This window comes from Klebsiella terrigena (assembly GCF_006539725.1).
GTDB lineage: Bacteria > Pseudomonadota > Gammaproteobacteria > Enterobacterales > Enterobacteriaceae > Klebsiella > Klebsiella terrigena.
Window position 1 is genome coordinate 83,949 of the sequence record NZ_BJNO01000014.1, and the last position, 25,392, is coordinate 109,340.

The following is a 25,392-nucleotide window of genomic DNA, read 5'->3' on the forward strand; positions in this document are numbered from 1 at the left end:
GCTATACAAATTTGTATGAATACATCTATTCCATGGGAGTGGTACCGAACATTTTTGGCTGTGCTAAGGGAAGGATCGCTTTCTGGCGCATCGCGTATGCTTTCTATTACGCAACCAACGGCAGGGCGACACATCGCTGCACTGGAGTCTGCCCTTGACCAGGTGCTGTTCACGCGTTCGCAAACTGGTTTGCTGGCGACTGATACTGCTCTGGCACTGAGGGTTCACGCAGAAGCGATGGAGAGCACGGCTAATACGCTGGAGCGCACGGCCGCTAACTTTAGTCATAACAGCACGTCCATTCGTGGGGTAGTACGTGTCTCCGCCAGTGACATCATCGGCGTTGAAGTACTGCCGCCACTCATTGCCCGGCTCAGGGAGTCGCATCCGCAAATAACTATTGAATTAGTTCTCTCCAACCGGGTTCAGGATTTATTGCATAGGGAAGCAGATATAGCTGTGCGCATGACGACGCCAGTACAGGAGCAGCTTATTGCACGGTGCGTTGGCAGTATTGAACTCGGTCTACATGCATCTACTTCCTATCTCGCACGGCATGGCACTCCAGAAAGTACCGAAGATCTGCTGAAGCATGCGCTGGTTGGTTTCGATCAGAATACGCCGTTCATCCGTAAGGTATTGAAAAAATACCCTCAGTTAAACCGAGAGTCCTTTTCCATGCGCACCGACAGCGACGTGGCTCAGCTGAATCTTATTCGCGCCGGTGCAGGTATTGGCATATGTCAGGTACAGCTTGCTAATGGATATCGTCCACTACAGAGGTTACTTCCAGATTTCTTTTCTTTAAATCTTGATACATGGCTCGTCATGCATGAAGACCTGCGCAATAGTCGCTGCTGCAAATTGGTTTTCGATACTCTGACAAAGGGATTAGAGGAATATATCGGCCAGATCCAGAGACAGTGAATCGCCACGGGGAAAATTGTCACTTGAACGTCGCCTGTCGACTCCAACGTTTTCTCAGACAAGACGTCTGCTTTTAGCCTACAGCAGAGCTAGCAGGCTTGCTGTCTGTCTGCTCCGTGCCAGAAGCGGAAGCCAGTAGAGAGCCCTACATGTTACTGATATGATCATAAAATAGATAAAAGAGGTGATGCATGGGTACTGACACGATAGTTACGCTGTTTAGATACAAGCGCTGGATAGATATTGAAACTCTACAAGCGATTAAAAGAATTGATGCGTCTGCTAATGCAGAAAAACGCCATCTGACGCTCAGATTGATGAATCACATACATGTGGTTGATATGATCTTCAGAGCTAACATTACCGGTCAGAAGCATTCCTATACTGCACTGAACACACCAGAAACCCCTTCTGCTGATGAACTTCTGATAAAGATGACGGAATGTACAGACTGGTATATTCAACATCTCAATTCTATGTCCCCCACTGACCTTGCTGAAACAATTAAATTCCAATTTGTCGATGGCGGACCTGGTGAGATGAAGGCGGTCGATATGCTCAATCATGTGCTGTTTCACGGGACATACCATCGCGGCGCTGTAGGTTGGCTACTTTCAGAAAGTGGTGTTACCCCACCCAAGGACGTCCTGACTGTTTTTCTCAGAGATCATAACCACGAGTAAACGAGTGACAGGGCCATGTAAATTTAAAAACCCATTGGCCCTTTAAGCAACAACTTAAGTGCATAAATGAATGGCAAGGAGTGCCCGCTTCTCGCGGTGAGTTCAACGGGGTCGATGTAACGCTATTCTTAATCAAAGAGGTGCTCCCATTGCAGGCGTTGTTGCCGGTAGCACCCGCTTGAAGCCCAACACACGGTCCGCCTCGGCTTTTACGAGGTGGTTGCGTGTTGGCGCTCGTAGGCCTGTAGGTTGCAGTAGGCAATGCGCGTCAATGGGAGATCGATTCCATGGCGCTCGGCGCGCTCAATGAGGTCACCGACGATGGCCTGCGCCTCCAGACGCGATGCGTTCTGACTGATGTCGCGCATCATGGAGGCAGCCCAGGTCGAGCGAGGGTCCAACAGGCGTGCCTCCAGAGCAAGGACCTCGTCGGCGGTTGGCGCCTGCTTTTCGGCGGTCGCGACGGCGCAGCACTCTCTTATCGCCTGCCGCATCAGGAACTCGCCATCGCGTGAGGCGAGAATGTCCCCCACCGTAGCACGCATGAGGCAGGTCATCATCGCGCCAGCCGCAAGCATCATCCACTTGTTCCATAACGCATGATTTACATCCGGCGATAGCGTACGCAGGCCGGGCGATTGAGCCAACAAGCTCAGACATTGCCGGGCGGGGCCAGAAGCCTTGGGTGTCCGCGATCCAACAATGACAACATCCGAATTGCCCAAATGCCGTATGACCCCAGCCTGATCCAGCTTGACCGCAATGTATGCGATACCGCCCAGTACGCGGTCTGGACCAAAGAGCGCATCCAGTTGGTCATAGACTGACATGCCATTGATAAAGGGCAGAAGGGCCGTATTCATGCCCATGGCGGGAATGATGTCACGCAAAGTAGCATCCAGGTCGTAGGCTTTGCAGCTCAGGACAATCAGGTCATAAACGGGGGTTAGCTCATCACGAGTGATGGCCGCGACAGGGCCGTTGAAATCCCCCAACTCGCTACGTACCTGCAACCCGTTAGATGCCAGTATCGCGGCCCGTCCGGGTCTAACCAGGAAAGTGACATCGGCACCAGCCTGCAAGAGCCGCGCGCCGTAGTAACCGCCGATTGCACCGGCACCCACAACAAGAATCTTCATACTTAACTCCCGTATCAGATAAAGCAGGCGTTCGTCGCTGCCAAACAACGACAGGCAGGTTTCGGGCCTCATTCGAGGCGGCATATACCCGGCCTTATTTGCCTCTGGCTCATCGGGTACAGGAAATATAGGGCATTCACTAAAACGGCTCCAGCTGCCGCCGTTCTGGTCAAGTGTTCCGGCCTGTTACCAGGCCGCTTGCATGGCGACGGCCCGGTCGCGGTGTGTCCGGTACAATCAACACTCTAAAGTGCGCTATGCGGTAATTAACCCTACACATCATCACAGAGAAAATCGCGTGACCATATTGATTATAGGTCACAAGCTATCATGTATCATGAAATACATCCAGGCCGTACTACCACCACTGCGGAGATCGCAACTAACATACTGAAAAAGAAGATATAAATCGCTTTTTAGAAGCTGAACGACTCCCCGAACTAACCATCTGCCGGTCAGCGTCACGAGAAATACGGTTCACAGACTTCATAAAGTGAAAGGTATGCCGGTGATTTCAGCCGTTAAATTGGCCATCACTCGCCTGATAAGCGTGAGCAAACTGACAAAGGTAACAAAAAAACCGGAACGCAGGACATAGCAATAAAATAAATTATTTTATAATAAATTCATGCAATTATGATTGTTTTCACGATTTTTTCTGGTGCTTTTTGGTGATGAGTAGCTTATTTAAGCTATAACGTGGTTGACAACGCAGTGACCAATGAACAAAATAGTTACATGCTTTTTGCACTAGTTGAAAAATTAAAACCGCTGTAAATATTTATAATGCATTGGCCAGACTCACTGAAGAGAAATAAAGATTTTAAAATGTCTCTTCAGCCAGTAGGAAAAATCATGATAAACAAAAAAGAAATAATAGACGATCTGATTGTATGGATAGAAGGTAACATTGAAAATCGTCTTGATATTGATACTCTGGCAAAAAAATCCGGGTATTCAAAATGGCACCTGCAAAGAGTGTTTTATACTTGTACCGGAACAAAAATTGGTAACTTCATAAGAGAAATGAAGTTGTCACATGCGGCGAATCTGCTTTTGAAAACAGAAGAGCCAATAATAAGCCTGGCCCTAAAGTACGGCTTTGAGTCACAACAATCTTTCACCAGATCTTTCACCAGAAAATACGGCATCCCACCGAATAAATACAGAAAAAACGGACACCCAAATACAAAACAAGCATAAGCACTGGCGGATTTATATTTTAATATAAATTGCACAGCATTTAGTACCTCAGCCGGCCAGGCATACCTCTAACATATCCCTGATTTTCATATGAACTGCCCTACATCCAACTGATAAACCTCAACTTTCATGATAATTCTTGTCATAAGGTTTCTCAGAAAATATGAATGCATGACTTATTTAAATTGTTCCTTAAAAAAGGAAAATGAATTCTTTTAACAACACACCGCTGAAGTGCCGTTATATTATCACTGCCATAAAAACATAGGCTATGCTGTGATGGTCCTTTCCCGAAAAAAAACCACTGCCAGTGGCGACAGTGGTTAATAGCTTACCTTTTATTATATACAACACATCATTTACAATAATACCATTCTTCCAGGTCAATGTTTGCCAGCAAATGCTATTTTAAACATTGCATTTAAATAATGCAGGTTTAATGGTTATTGGCCTGCCATCATTTCCGGATGGCATTCAGCAGAGCACAAACGTTAACCGTTAAAAAAGCAACAATCATCACAACCCCAGGTAATAAACCTCCAGCGCATCAACTTATAAAAGTCAATCTCCAGAAGGTTTTATCGTTTATTCTTCATGAAGACGATGTATTTCCCGTGATTATGCAGGGGTAACCGCTGCACCATAATTCAGGTGCAGACTGCACAGATGTCACAAAAAACAAAACAGCATCATGATGAGAGTCATCGTAAAATCCTCATCATTCGGTCCACGTTTTCAGGGCCGCCGGAATGTAGTCTGGCGGCCCTTCATTTAGTATGTCACGGTCAAACCGCAGCCAGCGGCTCCGCAGGTTTCTGTTCATCAGGACGTATCCTGAACCAGATGGCATACATCGCGGGTAGGAACACCAGCGTAATGATGGTGCCGCCAAACGTCCCGCCAATCAGGGTATAGGCCAGCGTTCCCCAGAACACCGAGTGCGTCAGCGGAATAAACGCCAGTATGGCGGCCATCGCCGTTAGCAGCACCGGCCGGGCACGCTGCACCGTCGCCTCCACCACCGCATGGAAAGGCGCCAGCCCTTCCTGCTCGTTGTGATGGATCTGCCCTATCAGGATCAGGGTGTTACGCATCAGAATGCCCGACAGCGCGATCAGCCCCACCAGGGTATTGATGCCAAAAGGCTGGTTGAAGAGCAGCAGGGTTGGCACCACCCCAATCAGCCCCAGCGGCGCGGTGAGGAAGACCATCACCATCGCCGCCATCGACCGTACCTGCAGGATGATAATTAACAACGTGATGGCAATCATGATAGGGAACAGCGGAACCATCGCTTTGGTGGCTTTCCCCGACTCTTCAATTGAACCCGCCTGCTCGATGCGGTATCCGGACGGTAGCGTATCGATGACCGGCTGCAGCGCCTTGGTGATGGCGGTGGAAACATCCGGCGGCTGCAGATTTTCGGCAATGTCTCCCCTCACGGTAATGGTTGGGGTGCGATCGCGACGGCGCATAACCGGATCTTCCATTTGCACCTCGACCTCTCCGATCTGAGACAGCGGAACGCGCTGACCGGCAGAACCTACCAGGGTGAAGCCGGCTATTTTTGCCGGGTCAAGCCGGATATCGCCCGCCGCGCGCCCCATGACCTGCACCGAACGGATATCTTCCCGTACCGAGGTGATCGGAATGCCTGAAAGCAGGAACTGAAGCTGCTGCGCGGCCGCATTCGATGTCAGCCCCACCGCCTGCAGACGATCCTGATCGAGCGTGAAGTGCAGCGCCGGTACCCGCGGGCCCCAGTCGGTGTTGACGGTTCTCATCATCGGGCTGGCCTGCATCACCTTTTCGACCCTGTCCGCAATTTCACGCAGCGTGGAGGGATCCGGCCCCATAACACGATACGCCACCGGATAGGGTGAATACGGACCAAACACCAGCTGGGTCACGCGCAGGCGCGCTTCAGGCGCCAGCCCGCCAGCCGCGGCTTCACGCAGTCTGAACTTGAGCGCCTCGCGTGCTTGCGGATTGTCCGTCAGCACCACAATTTTCGCAAAAGAGGGATCGGGTAGCTCAGGCGCCATGGCCAGAAAGAAGCGCGGCGACCCCTGGCCGATGTAGGAGGTGACGATTTTTGCCTCTTTCTGCTTGCTCAGCCAGGCTTCGATTTTCGCCGCCGTGGCGCTGGTCTGCTCAATGGATGTGCCATAAGGCATCTGCACCTCCACCAGCACTTCCGGGCGATCGGAGGTGGGGAAAAACTGTTTTTTCACCAGCCCCATGCCGAGTATCGCCAGCGTAAAGACGGCAATCACGGTACCGGCTACCATCCACTTGCGGGCGATAACCCGGGTCAGCAGTCGGCGAAAGCGGTTGTAATGACGGGTGTTGTAGATAGCGGCGTGTCCGCCCTCAACCTTCCTGATGTTGGGCAGCATCTTCACGCCCAGATAAGGCGTAAACACTACCGCCACAATCCATGAAGCAATCAGGGCGATACCGACAATCCAGAACATGTTGCTGGTATATTCCCCGGCGGTGGACTGGGCAAAACCGTTGGGCATGAAACCGACGGCGGTGACCAGCGTACCGGCGAGCATCGGGGCGGCGGTGTGGCTCCAGGCATAGGCCGAGGCTTTGATGCGGTCGTAGCCCTCTTCCATTTTCACCACCATCATTTCGATGGCGATAATGGCGTCATCGACCAGCAGCCCGAGCGCAAGGATCAGCGAGCCCAGGGTGATACGGTCAAAGTTTTTGCCGGAAGCCTCCATCACCACAAAAACGATAGCCAGGGTCAACGGCACGGCGGCGGCGACCACGACGCCCACGCGCCAGCCCATGCTGACAAAACAGACCACCATCACCACCAGCAGCGCGACGAAGAATTTAATCATGAACTCGTCAACGGCGGAGCTGATGTTGACGGACTGGTCGGTCACCTTGGTCAGGGTCATGCCGAGCGGCATACTTTCATTGATTTTGGCCGTTTCCGCATCCAGCGCCTTCCCCAGATCCAGACCGTTCCAGCCGTCACGCATCACGATGCCCAGCAGCAGCGCCGCTTCACCCTGGTTGCGGATCAGGAAGGTTGCCGGGTCTTCGTAGCCCCGCTCCACGGTTGCCACGTCCGATAGCTGCAGGGTCCTGCCCTGGGCAACAATGGGGGTTTTGCGGATTTTCTCCAGCTTGTCAAAGGCGCCATCCAGGCGGATAAAGACCTGCGGCCCTTTGGTATCAATCGAACCGGCGGGCGTCAGCACGTTCTGGCTGTTGAGGGCGGAGAAAATATCCTGAGGCGAAACGCCCAGCGTCGCCAGCCGGTCATGGGAGAAGGAGACAAAGATGCGCTCGGCCTGTTCGCCGATAATATTGACCTTTTTGACCCCCGGCACGTGCAAAATTCGCTGGCGCAACGATTCCGCATCGCGGACCAGCAGCCGCTGCGGCTCCCCTTTCGCCTTCAGCGCAAAGAGCGCGAAGGTCACGTCGGAGAATTCGTCATTGACCATCGGCCCAATCACGCCTGCCGGCAGGTTTTGGGCCTCATCGCCGAGCTTCTTGCGCGCCTGATAGAACTCTTCCTGCACCTGTGAAGGCGGCGTGCTGTCCTGCAGTGACAGCATGGTAAAAGCCAGACCGGGACGGGTGTAAGTTTCGGTGCGGTCATACCACTTGAGCTCCTGCATGCGCTTTTCCAGCGGTTCCGCGACCTGATCCTGCATCTCCTGCGCGGTGGCGCCCGGCCAGGCAGAAATAATCGTCATCTGCTTGACGGTAAACGGGGGGTCTTCTGCCCGCCCCAGCTCGAAGAACGCCAGGATCCCGGCCACGGTAATCAGGATAATAAGGAACAGCGTGATTGAGCGCTCGCGAACGGCCAGCGCTGAGAGATTGAATTTTCCCTCGCTCATGGCTGACTCCCGGCGACGCTGGCATCGCCCTGGGCCGTACGTACGGCCTCACCGTTATGCAGCAAATGCGCCCCGAGAGCGACCACCAGCTCACCAGCCTGGAGGTTACCGGAGACCTGCGCCACATCATCACCCAATCCCAGCACCTGCACGGGCCGCCACGAGACTTTGGCGGGCTGACCTGAAATCTCCCAGACCCCCGGCCCTTTGCCCGGATCGTAGATGGCAGCGAGTGGAACCTGCATCACCTGGCCCGGTAATTTATCGTCGGCAATATGCAGCGTCACGGTCGAACCCAGCGGCGCGCTCGCCAGCGCCCCTTCAAGCACGTATCTCGCTTCGAAGGTACGGGTGACGGAGTCCGCGGCATCGGAAAGGAGGCGCAGCTTTGCCGGAACCGGCTGTTTGTCCGTGCCGTACAGCGTTGCCATGGCCGCGCTTCCGACGGGCGGACGTAGCGTCTCTGGCAGCTGCACGATGGCCTCGCGCTGGCCTGCTCTGGCCAGGCGAACCACCGCCTGACCGGCGCTGACCACCTGGCCGGGCTCCGCCAGCGTATCCATGACCACGCCGTCGGCGTCGGCCAGCAGCACGGCGTAGCCCGTCGCGTTTTGCGCCACGTTCGCCTGCGCCTGCGCCGCGCTGAGCTCAGCTTTGGCGGTATCGGCGGCGGCCTTTATCTGGTCGTAGGCCGATGCAGAAACGGCGCCCGTTGCGACCAGGCCGCGGTAGCGCGCTTCATCCGCAGTGGCTTGTTTTGCGCGGGCTCGGGCAGCCGTGACGGCCTGCTGCTGAGCCTGTGCCTGCAGGCTCAGGTCAACGGGATCCAGGCGCATTAGCGGCTGGCCGCGCTTGACGGTCTGGCCGGTATCGACCAGGCGTTCAAGGATTTTGCCCTGCACTCTGAAACCGAGATCGCTTTGCACCCGGGCGACAACAACGCCGGTGAACGCGCGGGAGACATCCACCGCACTCATTACGGTCGCAGACCTTACCAGAGGAGGCTGAGTACGGGGATCGTCAGTGCCGGAAGAGTCACCGCAGGCCACGAGAGCAAGCGGTAACAGGCATACGGCAAGAGGGGCAAATTTGAACCTGAGCATGGGGTTCCTTAATCATTTAACAGGACAGTATCCCCATACTCTTTCATGTGACCAAATAAGTCAATGGTCACCTATCAGGGTGATAAACTTCTTAGAATTAATGATGACAGCAGTACGGCCGCAGAGGATGCGGTATCGAGGTTAAATTGCAGTTGTACAGGGCAAATATAAGGCTGCATGACCAGACAGATGGCATCACTGGTCTCATCCAGCGGGGTTTTTCGTTCAAACTCCCCTGACTGCCGGCCTTCCTGAATGATTTGCTGTATCAACTGACGCAGGTGCTCCTGATGTCCATTGGCGGAAGGCCAGCGTTCCCGGGAAGCAACGGCAGCAATGTCATAAAGTTTGCGATCGTGGAAAAACAGATCGCTGCCGGCTTCCGTCAGGGCCTGAAATAGACGCCTCAATTTTTCTGACGCTGTAGGCACATCGGCGATCGCGTTATTAACAATCTCAGAGACTTTCGCCAGCCTGTTGGCACAAATCACTTCTCCAATAGCCTGTTTGGAATCGAAAAATTTATAGATATAGGCTTTTGAAAACCCGATGGCTTTCGCCAGATCGGACACGGTGGTTTTTTCGTAGCCGAAATGCCCAAAGTGCTCCGTGGCGGCTTCAACAATCTGGTCGCGGACGCTGTGGTCCGAAGGACCCCGTGGGGGATGTACAGGTGTATGTTTAGTCATTTTTTCAGCTTAGCTCAGAAGACCTCGATTGACAACATGTGACCATTTGGTAATGTAGTCACAAATCAAAATTGACTCAAGGCATATTATGTTCCTTCCGCGTACTTTTGTCCTGGCCGTAACGAGCGGCTTACTGACGAGCTGTGCCGTCGGCCCGGATTATCATCGCCCGGATACGCCACTTCCAGAGCACTATCAGGCTCAGTCTGCCGTTGAGCAGAGAAGTGCATCCCGACCCGCCAGTTTTAATGTGTGGTGGGACGGATTTGATGATCCCCTGCTGAGTCAGTTGGTTTCAGACGCCCTCGCGCAGAATCTCGATCTTGCCCAGGCGACCGCCCGCATGGACCAGGCCCGCGCCGGACTGGGCGCGGCTACTGCCGCGTTGTTGCCGTCCGGAAACATCAGCGGGCAAGCGACGCGCGCGTATCAGTCGACTGAAACCCCGTTGGGTCAGGTTCTCAGCGCAACGCCGGATTATAATCGCTACGGCAACAGCTATGAAGCCGATCTCAACGCAAGCTGGGAGATTGACGTATTTGGTGGTCTGCGCCGCGGTCGTCAGGCTGCACTGGCTGACTACCAGGCCTCTGAAGCGGGTGTCGCCGCGACCCGTCTCGCCGTCGCGGCCCAGACGGCTGATATCTATATCACCCTGCGTGGATTACAAACCCGACTGGCCATCGTGGACAAACAGGTCAGTACGCAGCAAGCGCTGCTGGAAAAGGTACAACTCCTCCATGCTAAAGGGCTGGCGCCGGAGTATCAGGTTCGCCAGACCGAAGGCGCGCTGGCACAAGTTCAGGCAACCGTGCCGGTTCTCCGGACAGGGCTTGATACCGCGATGAACGCTCTCGATGTCATGCTCGGCACGCCTCCCGGCACCCATCGCACTGAGTTAGCACTGCCAGGGGCCATTCCGCAGGCCCCGCAAATAACCTCAACGGGAACACCCGCCGACCTGCTGCGCCGCAGGCCAGACATTATCGTGGCAGAACGCCATCTCGCTGCCTCAAGCGCACGCATCGGCGTGGCGGTCAGCGAGTATTATCCAAAATTCTCGCTCAGCGCATTGCTCGGCAGCGCAACGGCAGTATCGAGCGGCAACCTTTTCTCCGCAGATGCCAGCCAGTCGGCTGGCGTTCTCGGTCTACGCTGGCGGCTCTTCGATTTCGGTCGTATCAACGCCCAGATAGACCAGGCGAAGGGCCAGGAACAGGAAGCCCTCGCCGCCTATCGCCTGTCGGTATTACGCGCCACCGAAGATGTCGAAAATGCCTTCTCCGCCCTGATCAATAGTGAAATACAGGCAGCAACGTTGATTAAAGGTGAATCCGCCCTGGCCAGCGCCCGCCAGTCGTCTTTCATCGCTTTCCGGCAGGGAACAGCCAGCCTGATAGACGTCCTTCACAACGATGAAACCCTTTTACAGTCTTCCGACGCCCGTGCGCAGGCCCAGACAGAAGCTGCCCGCGCCGCTGTCGCTACGTTCAGAGCGCTCGGAGGAGGCTGGCAGCCACCAGAAACGGCGCCAAAGACTTCATAAACCAGGTTCCGGGTTCTAACGCGGAAAGACATGACGAATCTTTTACCACTCATAGCATCACATAACCGTTTTGATAACCGGGGGACGGATGAAAAGAATAGGCATTCTGGGCGTTGATGCGTTAACCGAAAAACTGATCAGAGGATTCTTTCAGGCAGCGCCTGACGCCCAGGTATTTCTGTTCCCGGCAAACAGTGAGCGAGCCCAAAGGCTGGCAAGAGAATTTCCCTGCTGGACCCAGGACAATCACCAGGCGGTCATTGATGAAGTGGATGTTATTATTATTAGCGTTGCCCCTGATACCTTAAATGAACTCGCGGGCAGTGTGCAGTTGCGCTATTCCCAAACCTTGATTTCTCTTGTCCCGGGTATTCAGTCTCGAGCCCTCCGCGTCATGTTTCAGCATTCAGACTGCGTCAGATTACAGATGGCATATAGCGACGAAATAAACAAATCTGCGGTCATACTGACCTCAACGAATGAAGAAATTCAGCGTCTGTTTTCCCCATTTGGCCCACTCTTAGTGGTGGCCGAAGAATCGGACTTTGATTCGTCAATCGGAGGCACTCTATGAGCGATGATTTTTATCAAAAATAGCGAAACATCGGAATTGTTAAACTCTGAAAATTTATCACCTGCACCTCCTGATAAGTTTAACGGCTTTCGACATGCTGCATAAATAACGAACGGAGTAATTAATATGGCTACAAAAAATAATGAATGGATACTCATCACTGGGGCTTCAGGCGGGTTTGGTGAAGAGTTCGCGCGTCAATATGCTGCTCAGGGAAAATCACTTATCCTTGTAGCCCGGCGACTTGATAAGCTCGAGTCGCTGGCTAATGAACTACGCGCGCGTTTTAATATTGACGTGATCGTTGAACAGGTGGATCTTTCCGATATTACCGCTATCAGCGAGCTGCACAACCGCTTGCATGAGCGGAATATCATCGTTGATATCTTAATTAATAATGCCGGTCATGGGTTACAGGGCAGCTTTTTGGATCAATCAGTGGATGATTCGCTTGGCATGATCAATCTGGACATCGCCAGCCTGACGGTAATAACCCGACTTTTTGCAGCAGATATGCGTGCCAGACGTAAAGGATCTATTCTGATGGTCGCCAGTCTGTTGTCATATCAGGGAGTAAAGAATTTTGCCGTTTATTCTGCAGCGAAAGCTTATGTTCTTCGGTTTTCTGAAGCGTTGCATAGTGAGCTGAAAAGCGAGGGTGTCACTGTCACCGCACTATGTCCGGGCATGTCTGACACTGGGTTCGCCGCAGCCGCCAAACAGAAACTGACTCCCGCTTTAAAAGGGATAATGATGCCGCCTCAACCTGTCGTGCTGGCAGGCATCCAGGCGCTTAAAGCCGGGAAAATGAGCGTCGTTCCGGGTATGGGGAATAAGGCGATGGCATTTCTCATCTGGGCTACACCACGCTGGCTACATCAGGCCATTATGGCCCGCATAATGGGCGTATAAACTGTAAACCTGCAGACGGAACAAGTCTGTTCTGTCTCAAGTGGTATAAGTCGAATCAAAGTACTGCGCCGGCCAGTCCCAAGCCGGAGTTCCACAGCGCGGTGGGTGACAACGTAAGCTCGTCAGGATGGACGACAGCGAAGCCCGGCATGTTCTGCTCTACATACGGTTTGAAGTAAGTGTGATCTCAGACCGTATTGACTCTTATTTAAACTCCGAAGGCTTTAGGCGAGCGAGCTTTACGGCGCTTTCGCTGCTGTTCAGCGGCAATGCACAAGAAAGGGCTTTAGCCCGGATGCGCTGAAGGCGCCGCAGAGTTATGGTGCTGGCTCCATTGTGGGCATCCTTAATATGTAGGGTAATCAACTCGACCGCCCTTTCCTCCTGTCGGCGCTCGATAGCCTCCAGAAGTTCGGCATGCTCTTCATAGGTTTGTGCGATGCGCGCTTCATACTCGAAATCGAGGCGGCGCATCATACGGATCCTGTCGGTGATATTGGTCATGGCTGTTTAACCTTCACCCCGCCCGGATATCCGTGATGCTAAATATCACGTTGCGCTGTGTATCGCTGCAACCTCCTTATCCAGGCAGCATCAGGCAGGCTATTTCTGATTATAACTGGATCATATTCGATACCAGGTTCAGCTTGCGCACCAATAGAACGATAAAGCACGCTAAGAAGATAATTTATTTTTTATAATGGCATTGGACACCCACCGTTCCTCCTCCCTAATATCGTTCTGACAGCGAACATAGATAAGCCCGTATCCCCTTTGACAAACAAATTTTCAGATAAAATGAGAGCATTAGTCATTGTTTCATGTAACAAAAAGACATGTGTCCTGGCTTACATTTTTCGCTTTCATCACCATTTATAGTGGACTCACTTTGTAAGTGTGAAGAGTTTAATCATAAAAGCTTAATAAAAGTGAGGCTTCTGGCTGGGCTGTCCTGCAGATTTAGAATAACCCAAATAATGGTGGGATAGATAACATCTCCATCTTTAACCTTCGTTAGCGCAGGCTGTAATGGCCGGTGCTGTGTATTCCTGACAGTGCAATAAAGAGGTGTGCTTATGTCTGCTTCAGTTATTGAAAAGCAGAGCGCTTATGAAAAGCTGAGCCTGAGAGAGAAGGTCGGCTACGGCATGGGTGACGCAGGATCTTGTATGATTTGGAGCGTGCTGGCGCTTTATCTGACCTGGTTTTATACCGATGTCTACGGCTTAGATGCCGGAGTCGTCGGTACATTATTCCTGGTCATCCGTATTTTCGATGCTTTTATCGATCCGCTCATGGGCGCCGTGTGCGACCGCACCAAAAGCAGATGGGGTAAATTCCGGCCATGGCTGCTGTGGATGGCATTGCCGTTTGGCCTGGGAGCTGCGGTGATGTTTACTACGCCAGACCTGAGTATGGACGGAAAAATTCTCTATGCCTGGGTTACTTACCTGGTTATGTCAATGATCTACACCGCGATAAATATTCCCTATTGCTCGGTTGCGGGTGTGATTACGCTTAACCAAAAAGAGCGCATGGGCTGCCTTTCATGGCGCTTCTTCTTAAACGGCCTGGCAACGCTTATCGTCTCTTCTGCTATCTTGCCCCTTACCGACTGGTTGGGCGATGGAAACCGCGCATCCGGTTTCCAGATGACGATGATGATCATGGGAGGAGCGGCCACCTTAATGTTTCTATTTTGCTTCTCCAGCATTAAGGAGCGCGTTGTTGCGGTGAAAGCAAATGACTCGCTATGGCGAGATCTGAAAGATATCGCCAAAAATGACCAATGGGTGCTGATGATTTCAATCACCTTCCTAAACGTCTTTCCGGCCTTTATTCGCGGTGCAGTCACTATCTATTACGCCAGCTATGTGATGCACGCCTCAGTCGGGTTTATCACTTTCTTTCTGGCACTTGGCGTGGCCTGCAATATGCTGGGCAGCGCCATTGCTAAACCACTAACCGATCGTTTCGATAAAATTAAGCTATTCCGCATTATTAATATCATTCTCGGTATTCTGTCGTTCGCATTGTGGTTTGTCGATCCGGCATCGCTAACGCCGCTGTTAACACTGTTTATCATCATTAATATTCTGCATTTAATCCAGTCAGGTCCTATTCTGTGGGCCATGATGTCCGATGTTGACGACTACGGCGACTGGAAGTTTGGTAAACGCCTGACCGGTATATCCTTCGCAGGCAACCTTTTTATGCTGAAAATGGGGCTAGCGGTAGCGGGTGCGATCGTTGCCTGGATCCTGTCGTACACCGGCTATATAGCCAATAAGCCGCAACAAAATCCACAGACGATTCAGGGCATAATTATGATGTTCTCGTTATTACCCATGGTCAGCTATTTCATCAGTGCATTTATGGTGCGTTACTTCAAACTAAATAACGCCTTCATCGAAAAAATAAAAGTCGATCTTGCAAAACGCGAACTGGAAAACGGGAAAAATAAAGCACCTGAATTTACTGATACACCAACCAGACAACCTGCACATTAATTTTTTAAAAATATTCAGTCAGCGAGTTTGTATCGACTTTACATTAATCATTACGGAGTATTAAACAATGGCCAGCGAAAATTATTATGATGTCACGGAATGGAATATCGGCAATCCGTATCAGGATATCGGCGAAGTCATCAACAGTATCATCACCAACATTAAAGCAAGGCAAACTGACGTTGATATTAATGATGGAGGAAAACCCGGCGCGGTCATTTATATTCCACCAGGAGATTATCATCTCACGACTCAGGTGGTGGTTGACATCAGTTACCTTAAAATAATGGGCTCAGGCCACGGTTTCACGTCTTCGAGCATCCGTTTTAATACGCCAGAAAGTGACGTAGCAAACTGGCATGAAGTGTGGCCGGGAGGCAGCCGCATTCTGGTAGATCTTTCTCCGACCGCTGGGGATGAGGAATATAGGGGCGCGGCGTTTTATGTTCAACGGGATGGAGACCCACGTATCAGCTCGGTTGAATTCGCTGATTTTTGTATCGACGGTTTGCATTTTGTCGATGATGGCTCAGGACACAACGATCCAGAGAATACCTACACCAATGGAAAAACAGGTATTTATATCGCAAGTGCTCAGGACTCATTCAGGATAACCGGCATGGGTATCGTGTATTTAGAACATGGAGTGACCAGTTATCATGCCGATGCGTTGTCGATACATAATAACTTCATTGCCGAATGCGGCAACTGTATTGAACTCAGGGGGTCAGGACAGGCTTCAAAAATCACCGACAACCTGATAGGTGCTGGATATAAAGGCTATTCAATTTATGCACAAAACTTTGGTGGCCTGTTAGTGGCGACAAACAACGTATTCCCCCGGGGTTCCAGCAGTATCCATTTTTCCGGCGTGGTACGTTCTACGATTACCAGTAATCGGCTCCACTCATTTTATCCGGGAATGCTGGTTCTCGATGATAACAGCTCCGAAAACCTGGTTTCTGCGAACCATTTCTTACGCGAGCGTGAGCCCTGGGGGCCAATGCAACCTTACGATAATGGTTTAGATGATCTATATGGTCTGCTGTATATTAGCGGGAATAATAACTCAGTTATTGCCAACCATATCTCAGAAACTATTGATGCACAGTACATTAAGCCGTCCGGTGCCAGGCCTGTCATATTGCGTATTGTCTCAGGCAACGGGAACTATATTTCGGACAATCATATTGTCCCCACGACTGTAACCTCTGAAACGAAAACCGTGGCGGCGAACTCCTGCTTCCACGCACAGGTTGGCTCTTTGCTGACGATCAATGCATTGCAGTCACTTGATGTGGTCATGGTGAAGGTAGAGGCAGAATCGCAGCAAAACACGATTCTGGACTCTGGTTGTGATGCACAGGTTGTCATCGACAGAACGCTCAATGCATTCAGAGCCACCCCGGTACCGGGGATATAAGCATCATTATTTCATGACGAATGGTCATTTTAAAATGGGTGCAGAAGGAACACCCATTTTATCCCACCCTGCCAGACATTCATTAATGGATGAACATGATGGCAATTAAAAAATAAATCTGACTCCTGGCACTATATTCCCCCTGGTGTTTTAGCTGCTAATTCTCCCGAGCCACATTGAATCATCAGGTGAATAGAGCCGCTAAACCAAAGGTGCGTAACTATATTTTTGTTACTGTCATATCCAGACTGCTGCTACGAACAATAAGCCGGGTAGTTAATGCTATTGCGTCGATATGTTCTTTCTTTTCAGTACTGTTGATTAACTCAAACGCCAGCTTGCCCATTTCAGTAATGGGCTGAGCAATACTGGTAATATTCATCATTTGTGCAATTATCGTATTATCGAAACTTGCCACGGCGATATCCCCAGGAATATTAACCCCTCTGAGTCGGAGTCTTTCGATGACATAACTTGCAGCGACATCGTTATAAATAAACAGACAGTTTATTCTTTTCTCCAGAGAGATAATGTTATCAACGATATTATCCAGTGAGTGGATATGCCCACGGTTAATTTCGCCATCACCTTTTGGTATCCAGTAGCCATGCTGTTTTTCGACCTTATAACCGTAGCTGACGGCTTTCTTACAAAAAGCGGACATTTTGCGATTGTCCACGCCATCCTGGCCGATAAAGCCGGGTCGGGTACGACCGATATCAAAAAAATGCTCGGCGATGGTCTCGGCACCACGCTCCTGGTTGTTCGAAACCGAATTAAAGAAACGGGAGGTCTGTGTCACCACGGCAGTATGAATACCGGTGCTCAGCAACCACTCAGACAAAGAAGACTCCGCCTCAGTTGGCACCCAAATCAGCGCCTCAATTCCCATGCTGACTAGCGTTTTTACCAGCTGCTTGTCATGAAAAGGTTGGTTTTGATGAGTTTTAACCAGCACAGACTTCCCCACGTAGCGAGCCTCCTCTTCGAGAGAGGCCAGCAACTCGCAAAAATGCGGGTTAATCAAATTAGGTACCACCACACCTATCAATCCAGAACATTTTCCACTGAGCTGTACGGCGTTTCTGTTTGGAACGTAACAGAGAAAATCCATCGCCTCATGCACTGCACGGCGAGTTTCCATGGTAACGCTCGCATGATTATTAATCACCCGGGATACGGTGGCGGTTGAAACACCCGCCTTAGTTGCTACATCTCTGATTGAAGCCATGGTTCGCATGTTACCGATTACATTAGTGACACGCAGTGTAAAAAAAGTGTCTGATAAAAAATGTCGGGCAGATCCCATGTTATGTTGTTACATGAATTCACGGCCACGATCACAGATAGTGGCCTGGACTGAACCCACGACGGGCCTGACGCCGCCTGTGTTATTCAATCCGCCTCACCTCGGGATGCTTTTCCGTCGCGGCCTCGTGAAAAATATCATCCAGCCAGCCGGGAATCTCGGTTTCGGTAAGATCGTCGGGAATAATGACTTCATACAGGCGGGAAAACTTTCGCTCCGTCAGGTCAGCACGAAATATCAGCCAGCGCTCACCTTCACGCTGAACCCCTATATGTCGGCCAAATACATCATAAATCAGCATCATTACCTTCTTTTAGCCCCCGCGATTGACCCCTTCTTTTTCTACCTTAGCTGAATCACCCTGCAAAACGAAGACGTTCGTTTTAGCGAACTGAACGGCAAGACGCCGCCACGCCTCAATGCACTCCTCGCTCAACGCTGTCGGGGATATTTCGAGAGGCAGGCAAGTGTCGGGAGCAGACAAGGGACATGATTCATGAACCAGATGCATAAAAAAGCCCCGCAGATTCGGGGCTTACGGAAACAGGATGTCTTAATCGAAAACACCGTTAATGATGGAAGTCACAATGGCCGTGCTTAAAGCAACAAGCACCAAATCATCGCCAACGGCTCGCCATTCGTAGCCCGGGTAATATGGCAAATCGTTAATCATTGATACTGGTAATGTTTTCTTCGCAATACCTGGAGGTAATGGTTTACCTCGCACGACATTTTTAGCGATACCCGGAGGGAGCGCCTTATAGCCGACAAGACCATAATTTACCGCATATGAGCGAGCACGAGAGAAGCTGATATCGGCGTCGACATGGTCTGGTTTACCGTAATTCTTGCGCTTCCCATGAGCCTCATTCGATTTTTCGTTACTTTGACCTTTATTCCCGTTGTCCGCGCTTTTTCCGCTGTTGCCATGGTTACCACTATTACCGTGATTAGCGCCACCATTGCTTTGCCCACCACCATTACCTGGGTTTGCAAAAACCGGTGAGGCGAGGACCGCCAGAGAGATAACCGCCGCCAGTGCAGTTTGAAGAGTGCGACGCTTAAACATGATGTTCATTCCTGTAGTGTAGAAACACACTTTGAAGATATGTCAGAGCTATAAACCTAACAATCTCATGATTTCTTATTTCTAAATATTTTCCCATGGACGGCTTAATCTTGCGCCATGACGGGCATGGCGGGGAGATAGAGGTCGGTTGATAAGGACGTGACCGCCATTAATGCGCTGAGAATAAGTACAAAGGCAAGCGTGGCTTTTTAGCCGGCGCTGACCGCGTTCGTGCCTGTGGACTCAGCATGATGATCCGTCCGGATATAATGAGATAGACGCATGTTAACCGGTTTGTGCCTGCGGATAATGGCAGGCAGGAGGATAGGCATTATGAGCAGCATTCATGAATGCTTCGCTGGCCTCAGAACAGGAAGACGCGATATATCACCGCCATTACCCCAACGTTCAATATTACGCTGATAAAAAAATGACGCCGAAAGGGCTGCTTTTGCGTCTTATGGCGAAAGAGCTGCTGGCCCACTATCGCCCCCGGCCATCCGCCCACCAGCCCAAAAATAAGCAACGTCATTTCCGGGACTCTGCGCCAGGCCCTGCGGGCCGCCATTTTATCGACGCCATAAATCGCCAGCGTCAGCGCGTTAACAAGTAAGAACCATATAGCCAAAGGATGGGGAAGAAATAAGCAGACCAGCGCCGCTAAGCCGAGAAGAAGATAACAAAAGCGATTGAGGTTCATTGGCGAGGGATAACATTTATAAGCTGAAACAGGAGGCTACTATACCCGATACCTGCCCCGGGCAGTATCCTGGAGTAGGCGACAATCATCCGGGCTCTCCACGCCGCTGACAAACGGCCGCCGAGCTCCAGCCAGTAGCATCCGCTCCCCGGCAATTTATAGATAAGTTATGTTTATCAGCAGCGCAATAGTCTTCACCTTAACTACCGCTGGACTGCATCAGGCCCCGCTGAAAGTACGTTGCTTTAACGATCCCAGATGCGTAGACGCAGCTGCCGACCGCTACCGTTACTCATCTTAATAGCGAGAGAAAAATGCGCTAAAGAGGATAGTGACGCGCGACAAGGTTGATGAAAAGCCGGTATCACCTCTTCTGCGATACCGGCCGAACGATCTTACCGCTGCATTAGCGCAAACACGCCCCAACCAAAGTATTCCCGGGTGAAGGTGACATGGCGTTGAGGCGATATCGTTAGCTCCCGTCGGACTTCCCCGGCAAAGTCATCGTCCGGATTGTCCTCCAGCCAGCGCCGCATAGTGAGCCATTTCGCCGCTTCATATCTGTCCCAACCTTCCTGGTCTGCCAGCACCATTTCCACCACATCGTATCCGAGCTCGTCGAAAGAGCCGGCCAGCTCAGGAAGGGATAGAAAATCATGCACGGCTGCGACGCCGCAGGCTTTAGCGATCTCTTCCGTCGCCGGCAGTTGACGCCAGTACGGCTCCCCAATAAGCATGATGCCGCCGGGTTTAAGACTTTTTGCCAGCAGCGCGATCGTTCCGGCGACGCCTCCGGCAATCCAGGTGGCACCCACGCAGCCCACCACATCGTATTTTTCTTGCGCAACAAAACCGGCAGCATCGTTATGAATAAAATCGACCTGCCCGGCAACACCAAGCTCCTCAGCGCGGCACCTCGCCTGTTCGCTGAATAACCTGCTCATGTCGATGCCAGAACCGGTAATGCCATAGTCGCGTGCCCAGGTGCAGAGCATTTCGCCCGAGCCGCTGCCGAGGTCAAGCACCCGCGTGCCTGGCCGCATCCGCAATACGTTGCCGAGGGTGGTGTACTTCTCCGCCGTAAACGGATTATGAATACGGTGGGCGCTTTCGCTGATGGTAAAAATACGTGGAATATCCATTGCAGGGTCCCTGCTGTCGTTCCGTTTCATCGATGCTTCTATAAGAGTCGGGCGGTGATTTTTCACGGCGCTCTCCTTAGCGATTATCCAACTGGGCGCGAACGTTGTTCAGCCCGGTGGTATTGATGCGGTAAGGCTGACCGTTAACGGAGCGGATCAGCTTTTTCGTTTTAAGTTTTTTAAACACGGCGAGCGTGCAGTCGCTAAGCAGCAGCCCTTCACGGCTGTAGCATTCAACGGAAGTGACGCGGCCTGAAGTATCGCGGACGTGGGTAATACGTCCACCTTTGGCGAGAACGTGTAAGGTACGTTGTTCCTGACGGGATAAATTCATACTGAAAAACCTTTAATCATCATGTGCAAAACGTGCAAACACACCGCGGTGTCCGCATTCGATTTCAGCGCATTGATAATCAGTCCGGCCTGAAAAGGTCGGGAAGCTGATTATCGGATGATTACATTCTCCAGCATCAAAGCCTCGGGTTGAGTTGAAAGGTATTTACCGGATGAATAATAACACGTCGTTTTAAAAGGGATATCCGCGAGGCGGAAAAGTGTGATCTCAGTTATTTGTAAAAGCTCACTATTCTGCCGGCCGTGGCGCCTGCAATGGGTAAACGCGATCTTTATTGCGGTACAGGCTTCATGATAAATACCCTCTTCATACAAAACGCAATATGAAAAGCCGCCCTGGCCGCCTCACTAACCGCGGCTGCCTAAATCGCGATCCTCCAGTTCCCCAACGAGAAGGTGAGTAAGCTCATCGCAGCGCAGGATGCGCCCGGATGCCAGGGTAAAACGCGCCATCACCGCAATTTCGCTCCGCTGGCCGCTCTTTTTATCCACTTTGACATGGTGATGAGTGAACACCGTATTCCCATCGCCGACAATGGCCAAAACCGAGAGGCTCATTCTGCTCGTCAGCGTTTTTAATAACGCCATATGCCCGACGAAGCCCTGGTAGTCGAGGCGCTTGCCATCCACCTGCTGCTGATAGTCAGGGGAGAAATAGCGGGCAATCTTTTCCTCCTCATGCTGAGGGTTCGTAATGATTTCGCGCAGGGCATCAATAACGATCTGGGTTTCTTTGCTCATTTGCTTCCTTAATGGGTGTATGTCGTCGCGCAACGCCGGGTTGAATGAAGGTTAGAGGATCGCGGCCGTGGTACGATAACCGTATTCAGACATGATATACGGCCAATCAGCCATGATGATGCGCATCGAAACCTTTGATTATCAGCGAGGCCACGTCACCGAGTGGCACGAGCATGACGGCGGTCAGTTCTACTGGCTTACAAGCGGCATCATGGTCGTTGAGACCGAGCAGGCGCAGTGGACGGTCACGCCGGGCTCCGTGGGATGGTTTCCCGCCGGCCTTCGCCACAGGGCCCAGGTGCCGGGCCAGCTCAGCGGGACAAGCCTCTACCTTCACGCATCGACCGGCGCGGGGCTGCCGCCAACGCCCGGGATCTACGGTGCCGATAGCTTCATTCAGGCTCTGCTGGAGCGCCTGTGCGCCGGTCCCCGGCCGGGCTTTCCCGCAGATTACTCGCCCAGCCTGCTGTCGCTGCTGGCGGCTGAAATCGCCAATGCGGTCGAGCTTCCGCTGCAGCTGCTTTTGCCGACCGATCGCCGCGCGCGTAACGTTGCCGACCAGCTGCTCGCCCATCCGGACAGCCCGCTGACCCAGACGCAGCTGGCCCAGCGCTGGGGCCTCAGCGTTCGCTCTCTCAGCCGCCTGTTCCGCGAACAAACCGGCCTGAGCTTTTGCCAGTGGCGACAGCAGGCGAAGGTGGTCACGTCGCTCCAGTGGGTGCTGGCAAGGGAGCCGATCGCTGAGGTCGCCGCGCGCAGCGGCTACGCCAACGTCAGCGCCTTTATCGAGGTATTTCGCGAACGCTTTGGCCGCACGCCCGGCCAGCTTCAGCTCGCCAGCGCTAAATCCCCCCTCGCCGGCGGCTAGCGCTCGCTCGTCCCGGCGGGATAGTGCCGCGAAAAAGCCGGCTAACGCCCCGGTTTAGCGGCGGTATTACGCCATTGACAGCGCTAACTGTAACGTTACACTAAACCGCTGTAGTTTATGAATCCCATCAAAAAAGCGATGCTGAAGGCGACGAAGACTCTGCCATTCACAAATTGCTGCAAAGGAGATGTATGGCAAACATTCGTGATGTCGCAAAGCACGCCGGCGTGTCGGTGAGTACCGTATCCAACGTGCTCAACGGGCGCACCGATCAGATGCGCGTTGAAACCCTGGCGCGTATCCAGCACAGCATGCAGGCGCTGAACTACCTGCCGAATCGGGTCGCCCAGCAGCTAAAAACGGGGCAGGCAAAAATGATCGGTCTGCTGGTGCCTTCGATCGTTAACCCCAGCTTTGCCTCGCTGGTGCGCGAAGTGGATCTGGCGGCGAAAAAACGCTTCTATCGGGTGCTGATCGGCAATACCTATCGGCAGATCGAAGAAGAAGAGGCCTTTATTGCCGATATGTTTGCCCACGGCGTGCGCGGGATCATCGTCGCCGCCTGCGACATTGAAAAGCCGCATTTTGCCCAGGCCGCCGCGCAGGGCATGATGATGGTCAACTATGACAGCCGGATGCCCACCGGGGCTGAATCCGGCGGCCTGGCGCTCGACAGCGTCTCTATGGATAACATCGAAGCAGGCCGCATGGCCGCCGAGCATCTTATCGCCCGCGGATGTCGGCGCCTGATCTTTACCACCGTCGCCGGCATGACCTCCAGCCGGGCGCACAAAATTGAAGGCTTTCTTAGCGCGGTGCGCCGCCACGGCCTCTATTACGACGGGATGATTGTCGAAGAGCAAACCATGGCGGCCTACGGCGACACGGAAATGACCGAGCTGGGCCGCTCGCTGGCGAAAAAGATCTGCCAGCAGTCGCAGCGTCCTGACGGGGTGGTCGCCATTAACGACGCGCTGGGCATTGGGCTGATGGCCGGCCTGCACGAGGCCGGGATCAGCGTTCCCGGGGAGATCTCGATTATCGGCATTGATAATATCCCGCTCTCCGGGCTGGTTTATCCCGGGCTGACCTCCATCATGCCGCCGCTGGCAGAGATGGCCGAGGTGATGGTCGAGCGGTTAATTGAGCGGATAGAGAACCCGACGCTTTCGCCCGCCGAGTTTCTGTTCCCTCCCGCGCTGGTCCGTCGGCAATCGGTACGCGAGGCGCCCGCGTCCTGAAGCAGGCGCGTTCCGCTGCGGTAAAAGAGAAGCGCCCGGGGCGCTTCTCTTTTTTTCATACCAGCGTCGGCCCGACGGTGAGCAGAATATTGGCAAAGCGTCGGGTTTCGCCAGACGCGATGACCAACAGCGTATCCGATGATTTTGCCTGTGCGTAAAAGGCGTTGCGCTCAATATATTCAAGCTCGGTCGTCTGCGTCAGAACCTGGCGATATTCGCGCGCAATAGTATTATCAAACTCGGGCGGGCTGGCCATCAGCGTCGCTTTTTCAACGCTAATATAGCCAAGAATTTTTTGCAGGATCGTCACGCTGCCAATTAAGCCGGGAGAAAAGTTCAGGTACACAATCCGCGCCTGCGCTGCGCTGTTGGTCAAAATAGAATAATTAGCATCGGCAATAAGAATATTGGCCTTATGCCCGCACAGCGCCAGCGCCTGGAGTAAATCAGGATGGATAATATCGGATTTAATCATCAATACGCTCTCGTAATACGGGCGGCGTTAACCGCCCGGCTTTCCGCTATGCCCGGTAAATACCGCCGTTTATGTCAATTGTCGCCCCGGAAATAAAGCCATCGTATTCGGAGGCAAGGAAACAGATGGCTCTCGCGACATCCTCCGGCGTGCCCGCCCGGCCCAGCGGGATCTCCTGGACCGTGCGATCGGCAGATTCCTGGGTGGTGTGCTGGTTATGGAAACGCGTTCCCAGAATCAGGCCCGGGGCGACCGCGTTGACCCGAATGCCAAACTCCCCCAGCTCGGCGGCAAGCGATCGCGTCCACGTCAGCACCGCGCCTTTCGTCGTAGAGTAGACCAGCGAACCCGAGTGCCCGCCGGAGCGCCCGGCCAGCGAGGCCAGATTGACGATGCTGGCGCCGTTCGCGGCGCTCTTCAGCCACGGCAGCGCCTGCTGGGTCACGTTGAGCATGGTGGTCATATTGACGTCAATAACGGTCCGCCAGAAGTGGGCGTCAATCTCGCCGAGCCACTTGCGCCCGATGATGCCGCCGACGTTGTTGATCAAAATATCGATACCGCCTAAAAACTCTGCCGCCTCCGCCACGCAGCGGGCGGCGTCCGCCTCATCGGTTAAATCGGCACGGCCGCAGGCCGCTTTGCGCCCTTTTTGTTCGGCAATCGCCATCAGCTCTTTGGGCCCCTCTTCGCCGCTGAAATAGTGAATATAAATATCGCATCCCGCCTCAATTAATTTTCTTGCGGTCTCTTTTCCAATACCCTGTTCAGCACCGGTAATAAATACTTTTTTTGCCGTTAACAATCCCATTTCAGACTCCTGTTATTCAGACTCATCGCACCAGAAAATAATATTTATCGCCTCGGGCAATTTTGGAACGTGGACGTCCCTGCCCCAGGCATAGTCAA

Annotated in this window: 24 protein-coding genes and 1 pseudogene; 10 read left to right on the plus strand and 15 right to left on the minus strand. The window is 52.6% G+C overall.

Annotation, left to right across the window (positions count from 1 at the left end):
• The first annotated feature begins 15 nt into the window (after positions 1 to 15).
• Both RTE01_RS16120 and RTE01_RS16125 read left to right on the plus strand, forming a co-directional pair.
• Positions 16 to 927 carry a LysR family transcriptional regulator gene (locus RTE01_RS16120; RefSeq protein ID WP_134528398.1) on the plus strand — a complete coding sequence of 304 codons (912 nt, stop codon included), beginning with the start codon at positions 16 to 18 and terminating at the stop codon, positions 925 to 927.
• A 191-nt stretch (positions 928 to 1,118) separates the two neighbouring features.
• Positions 1,119 to 1,610 (plus strand): DinB family protein, encoded by a 492-nt coding sequence (locus RTE01_RS16125; RefSeq protein ID WP_134525291.1) that lies wholly within the window; start codon positions 1,119 to 1,121, stop codon positions 1,608 to 1,610.
• Between the two features lie 209 nt (positions 1,611 to 1,819).
• Here the strand turns inward: RTE01_RS16125 and RTE01_RS16130 are convergent, their stop codons facing one another.
• Positions 1,820 to 2,749, minus strand: a complete 930-nt coding sequence (locus RTE01_RS16130) for a ketopantoate reductase family protein (protein ID WP_134525290.1) — start codon at positions 2,747 to 2,749, stop codon at positions 1,820 to 1,822.
• An 828-nt stretch (positions 2,750 to 3,577) separates the two neighbouring features.
• On the opposite strand from RTE01_RS16130, the gene RTE01_RS16135 reads away from it, so the two are divergent.
• Positions 3,578 to 3,952, plus strand: a complete 375-nt coding sequence (locus RTE01_RS16135; RefSeq protein ID WP_255313534.1) for a helix-turn-helix domain-containing protein — start codon at positions 3,578 to 3,580, stop codon at positions 3,950 to 3,952.
• 785 nt (positions 3,953 to 4,737) lie between these two features.
• Here RTE01_RS16135 and RTE01_RS16140 read toward each other — a convergent pair.
• From RTE01_RS16140 to RTE01_RS16150, 3 genes are all read right to left on the minus strand, one after another.
• Positions 4,738 to 7,827 (minus strand): efflux RND transporter permease subunit, encoded by a 3,090-nt coding sequence (locus tag RTE01_RS16140; protein ID WP_041144208.1) that lies wholly within the window; start codon positions 7,825 to 7,827, stop codon positions 4,738 to 4,740.
• Positions 7,824 to 8,930, minus strand: a complete 1,107-nt coding sequence (locus RTE01_RS16145; RefSeq protein WP_041144207.1) for an efflux RND transporter periplasmic adaptor subunit — start codon at positions 8,928 to 8,930, stop codon at positions 7,824 to 7,826. The genes RTE01_RS16140 and RTE01_RS16145 overlap by 4 nt, the downstream gene beginning before the upstream one ends.
• Positions 8,931 to 9,004: 74 nt before the next feature.
• A complete protein-coding gene (locus tag RTE01_RS16150; protein WP_041144206.1) occupies positions 9,005 to 9,619 on the minus strand; it encodes a TetR/AcrR family transcriptional regulator in 615 nt (204 codons plus the stop codon).
• Positions 9,620 to 9,707: 88 nt separating this feature from the next.
• Here RTE01_RS16150 and RTE01_RS16155 point away from each other — a divergent pair, with 88 nt between their 5' ends.
• From RTE01_RS16155 to RTE01_RS16165, 3 genes are all read left to right on the plus strand, one after another.
• Complete coding sequence (locus tag RTE01_RS16155; RefSeq protein ID WP_041144205.1) at positions 9,708 to 11,165, plus strand: efflux transporter outer membrane subunit; 1,458 nt, start codon at positions 9,708 to 9,710, stop codon at positions 11,163 to 11,165.
• Between the two features lie 88 nt (positions 11,166 to 11,253).
• Positions 11,254 to 11,739, plus strand: a complete 486-nt coding sequence (locus RTE01_RS16160; protein ID WP_134525287.1) for an NAD(P)-binding domain-containing protein — start codon at positions 11,254 to 11,256, stop codon at positions 11,737 to 11,739.
• A gap of 126 nt (positions 11,740 to 11,865) precedes the next feature.
• Positions 11,866 to 12,651, plus strand: a complete 786-nt coding sequence (locus RTE01_RS16165; RefSeq protein WP_134525286.1) for an SDR family NAD(P)-dependent oxidoreductase — start codon at positions 11,866 to 11,868, stop codon at positions 12,649 to 12,651.
• A 204-nt stretch (positions 12,652 to 12,855) separates the two neighbouring features.
• On the opposite strand, the gene RTE01_RS16170 is transcribed toward RTE01_RS16165, so the two are convergent.
• Positions 12,856 to 13,155 (minus strand): FCD domain-containing protein, encoded by a 300-nt coding sequence (locus tag RTE01_RS16170; protein ID WP_134525285.1) that lies wholly within the window; start codon positions 13,153 to 13,155, stop codon positions 12,856 to 12,858.
• 572 nt (positions 13,156 to 13,727) lie between these two features.
• Between RTE01_RS16170 and RTE01_RS16175 the strand changes: the two genes are divergently transcribed.
• Both RTE01_RS16175 and RTE01_RS16180 read left to right on the plus strand, forming a co-directional pair.
• A complete protein-coding gene (locus tag RTE01_RS16175) occupies positions 13,728 to 15,161 on the plus strand; it encodes a glycoside-pentoside-hexuronide (GPH):cation symporter (protein ID WP_134525284.1) in 1,434 nt (477 codons plus the stop codon).
• Positions 15,162 to 15,228: 67 nt separating this feature from the next.
• A complete protein-coding gene (locus RTE01_RS16180) occupies positions 15,229 to 16,584 on the plus strand; it encodes a NosD domain-containing protein (protein WP_134525283.1) in 1,356 nt (451 codons plus the stop codon).
• A 220-nt stretch (positions 16,585 to 16,804) separates the two neighbouring features.
• Here RTE01_RS16180 and RTE01_RS16185 read toward each other — a convergent pair whose 3' ends face one another.
• From RTE01_RS16185 to RTE01_RS16220, 8 genes and pseudogenes are all read right to left on the minus strand, one after another.
• Positions 16,805 to 17,815, minus strand: a complete 1,011-nt coding sequence (locus RTE01_RS16185) for a LacI family DNA-binding transcriptional regulator (RefSeq protein WP_041144200.1) — start codon at positions 17,813 to 17,815, stop codon at positions 16,805 to 16,807.
• A 160-nt stretch (positions 17,816 to 17,975) separates the two neighbouring features.
• Complete coding sequence (locus RTE01_RS16190) at positions 17,976 to 18,194, minus strand: DUF7661 family protein (RefSeq protein WP_041147529.1); 219 nt, start codon at positions 18,192 to 18,194, stop codon at positions 17,976 to 17,978.
• Positions 18,195 to 18,446: 252 nt separating this feature from the next.
• Positions 18,447 to 18,962: an anti-virulence regulator CigR family protein gene (locus RTE01_RS16195; protein WP_134525282.1), complete on the minus strand. Its 516-nt coding sequence runs from the start codon at positions 18,960 to 18,962 to the stop codon at positions 18,447 to 18,449.
• A 107-nt stretch (positions 18,963 to 19,069) separates the two neighbouring features.
• Positions 19,070 to 19,212, minus strand: a pseudogene (locus RTE01_RS26625) (Bcr/CflA family drug resistance efflux transporter); the annotation flags it as partial.
• A 114-nt stretch (positions 19,213 to 19,326) separates the two neighbouring features.
• Positions 19,327 to 19,662 carry a DUF1294 domain-containing protein gene (locus RTE01_RS16200; RefSeq protein WP_134525281.1) on the minus strand — a complete coding sequence of 112 codons (336 nt, stop codon included), beginning with the start codon at positions 19,660 to 19,662 and terminating at the stop codon, positions 19,327 to 19,329.
• 395 nt (positions 19,663 to 20,057) lie between these two features.
• A complete protein-coding gene (locus RTE01_RS16205; RefSeq protein ID WP_041144197.1) occupies positions 20,058 to 20,804 on the minus strand; it encodes an SAM-dependent methyltransferase in 747 nt (248 codons plus the stop codon).
• A gap of 76 nt (positions 20,805 to 20,880) precedes the next feature.
• Positions 20,881 to 21,138: a YjhX family toxin gene (locus RTE01_RS16210; protein WP_041144196.1), complete on the minus strand. Its 258-nt coding sequence runs from the start codon at positions 21,136 to 21,138 to the stop codon at positions 20,881 to 20,883.
• A 368-nt stretch (positions 21,139 to 21,506) separates the two neighbouring features.
• A complete protein-coding gene (locus RTE01_RS16220) occupies positions 21,507 to 21,899 on the minus strand; it encodes a nuclear transport factor 2 family protein (protein ID WP_134525279.1) in 393 nt (130 codons plus the stop codon).
• Positions 21,900 to 22,011: 112 nt separating this feature from the next.
• On the opposite strand from RTE01_RS16220, the gene RTE01_RS16225 reads away from it, so the two are divergent.
• Together RTE01_RS16225 and RTE01_RS16230 are read left to right on the plus strand one after the other, a co-directional pair.
• The gene (locus RTE01_RS16225; RefSeq protein WP_255313535.1) at positions 22,012 to 22,767 is read left to right on the plus strand and encodes a helix-turn-helix domain-containing protein; all 756 of its coding nucleotides are present in this window, start codon (positions 22,012 to 22,014) and stop codon (positions 22,765 to 22,767) included.
• Positions 22,768 to 22,940: 173 nt separating this feature from the next.
• A complete protein-coding gene (locus RTE01_RS16230) occupies positions 22,941 to 24,008 on the plus strand; it encodes a LacI family DNA-binding transcriptional regulator (protein ID WP_227503272.1) in 1,068 nt (355 codons plus the stop codon).
• A 55-nt stretch (positions 24,009 to 24,063) separates the two neighbouring features.
• Here RTE01_RS16230 and RTE01_RS16235 read toward each other — a convergent pair whose 3' ends face one another.
• Together RTE01_RS16235 and RTE01_RS16240 are read right to left on the minus strand one after the other, a co-directional pair.
• Positions 24,064 to 24,483 carry an RbsD/FucU family protein gene (locus tag RTE01_RS16235; RefSeq protein ID WP_134525278.1) on the minus strand — a complete coding sequence of 140 codons (420 nt, stop codon included), beginning with the start codon at positions 24,481 to 24,483 and terminating at the stop codon, positions 24,064 to 24,066.
• A gap of 46 nt (positions 24,484 to 24,529) precedes the next feature.
• Positions 24,530 to 25,294: an SDR family NAD(P)-dependent oxidoreductase gene (locus tag RTE01_RS16240; RefSeq protein WP_041144192.1), complete on the minus strand. Its 765-nt coding sequence runs from the start codon at positions 25,292 to 25,294 to the stop codon at positions 24,530 to 24,532.
• Between the last annotated feature and the right edge of the window lie 98 nt (positions 25,295 to 25,392).

Bases quoted from the DNA above. Each gene is read 5' to 3' on its own strand.
- RTE01_RS16180 (WP_134525283.1), top strand. From the start codon at position 15,229: ATGGCCAGCGAAAATTATTATGATGTCACGGAATGGAATATCGGCAAT.
- RTE01_RS16155 (WP_041144205.1), top strand. From the start codon at position 9,708: ATGTTCCTTCCGCGTACTTTTGTCCTGGCCGTAACGAGCGGCTTACTG.
- RTE01_RS16225 (WP_255313535.1), top strand. From the start codon at position 22,012: ATGATGATGCGCATCGAAACCTTTGATTATCAGCGAGGCCACGTCACC.
- RTE01_RS16165 (WP_134525286.1), top strand. From the start codon at position 11,866: ATGGCTACAAAAAATAATGAATGGATACTCATCACTGGGGCTTCAGGC.
- RTE01_RS16190 (WP_041147529.1), bottom strand. From the start codon at position 18,194: ATGCTGATTTATGATGTATTTGGCCGACATATAGGGGTTCAGCGTGAA.
- RTE01_RS16240 (WP_041144192.1), bottom strand. From the start codon at position 25,294: ATGGGATTGTTAACGGCAAAAAAAGTATTTATTACCGGTGCTGAACAG.
- RTE01_RS16125 (WP_134525291.1), top strand. From the start codon at position 1,119: ATGGGTACTGACACGATAGTTACGCTGTTTAGATACAAGCGCTGGATA.
- RTE01_RS16150 (WP_041144206.1), bottom strand. From the start codon at position 9,619: ATGACTAAACATACACCTGTACATCCCCCACGGGGTCCTTCGGACCAC.
- RTE01_RS16235 (WP_134525278.1), bottom strand. From the start codon at position 24,483: ATGATTAAATCCGATATTATCCATCCTGATTTACTCCAGGCGCTGGCG.
- RTE01_RS16210 (WP_041144196.1), bottom strand. From the start codon at position 21,138: ATGAATTTATCCCGTCAGGAACAACGTACCTTACACGTTCTCGCCAAA.
- RTE01_RS16185 (WP_041144200.1), bottom strand. From the start codon at position 17,815: ATGGCTTCAATCAGAGATGTAGCAACTAAGGCGGGTGTTTCAACCGCC.
- RTE01_RS16145 (WP_041144207.1), bottom strand. From the start codon at position 8,930: ATGCTCAGGTTCAAATTTGCCCCTCTTGCCGTATGCCTGTTACCGCTT.
- RTE01_RS16170 (WP_134525285.1), bottom strand. From the start codon at position 13,155: ATGACCAATATCACCGACAGGATCCGTATGATGCGCCGCCTCGATTTC.
- RTE01_RS16200 (WP_134525281.1), bottom strand. From the start codon at position 19,662: ATGAACCTCAATCGCTTTTGTTATCTTCTTCTCGGCTTAGCGGCGCTG.
- RTE01_RS16130 (WP_134525290.1), bottom strand. From the start codon at position 2,749: ATGAAGATTCTTGTTGTGGGTGCCGGTGCAATCGGCGGTTACTACGGC.
- RTE01_RS16120 (WP_134528398.1), top strand. From the start codon at position 16: ATGAATACATCTATTCCATGGGAGTGGTACCGAACATTTTTGGCTGTG.
- RTE01_RS16195 (WP_134525282.1), bottom strand. From the start codon at position 18,962: ATGTTTAAGCGTCGCACTCTTCAAACTGCACTGGCGGCGGTTATCTCT.
- RTE01_RS16175 (WP_134525284.1), top strand. From the start codon at position 13,728: ATGTCTGCTTCAGTTATTGAAAAGCAGAGCGCTTATGAAAAGCTGAGC.
- RTE01_RS16135 (WP_255313534.1), top strand. From the start codon at position 3,578: ATGTCTCTTCAGCCAGTAGGAAAAATCATGATAAACAAAAAAGAAATA.
- RTE01_RS16140 (WP_041144208.1), bottom strand. From the start codon at position 7,827: ATGAGCGAGGGAAAATTCAATCTCTCAGCGCTGGCCGTTCGCGAGCGC.
- RTE01_RS16205 (WP_041144197.1), bottom strand. From the start codon at position 20,804: ATGGATATTCCACGTATTTTTACCATCAGCGAAAGCGCCCACCGTATT.
- RTE01_RS16160 (WP_134525287.1), top strand. From the start codon at position 11,254: ATGAAAAGAATAGGCATTCTGGGCGTTGATGCGTTAACCGAAAAACTG.
- RTE01_RS16220 (WP_134525279.1), bottom strand. From the start codon at position 21,899: ATGAGCAAAGAAACCCAGATCGTTATTGATGCCCTGCGCGAAATCATT.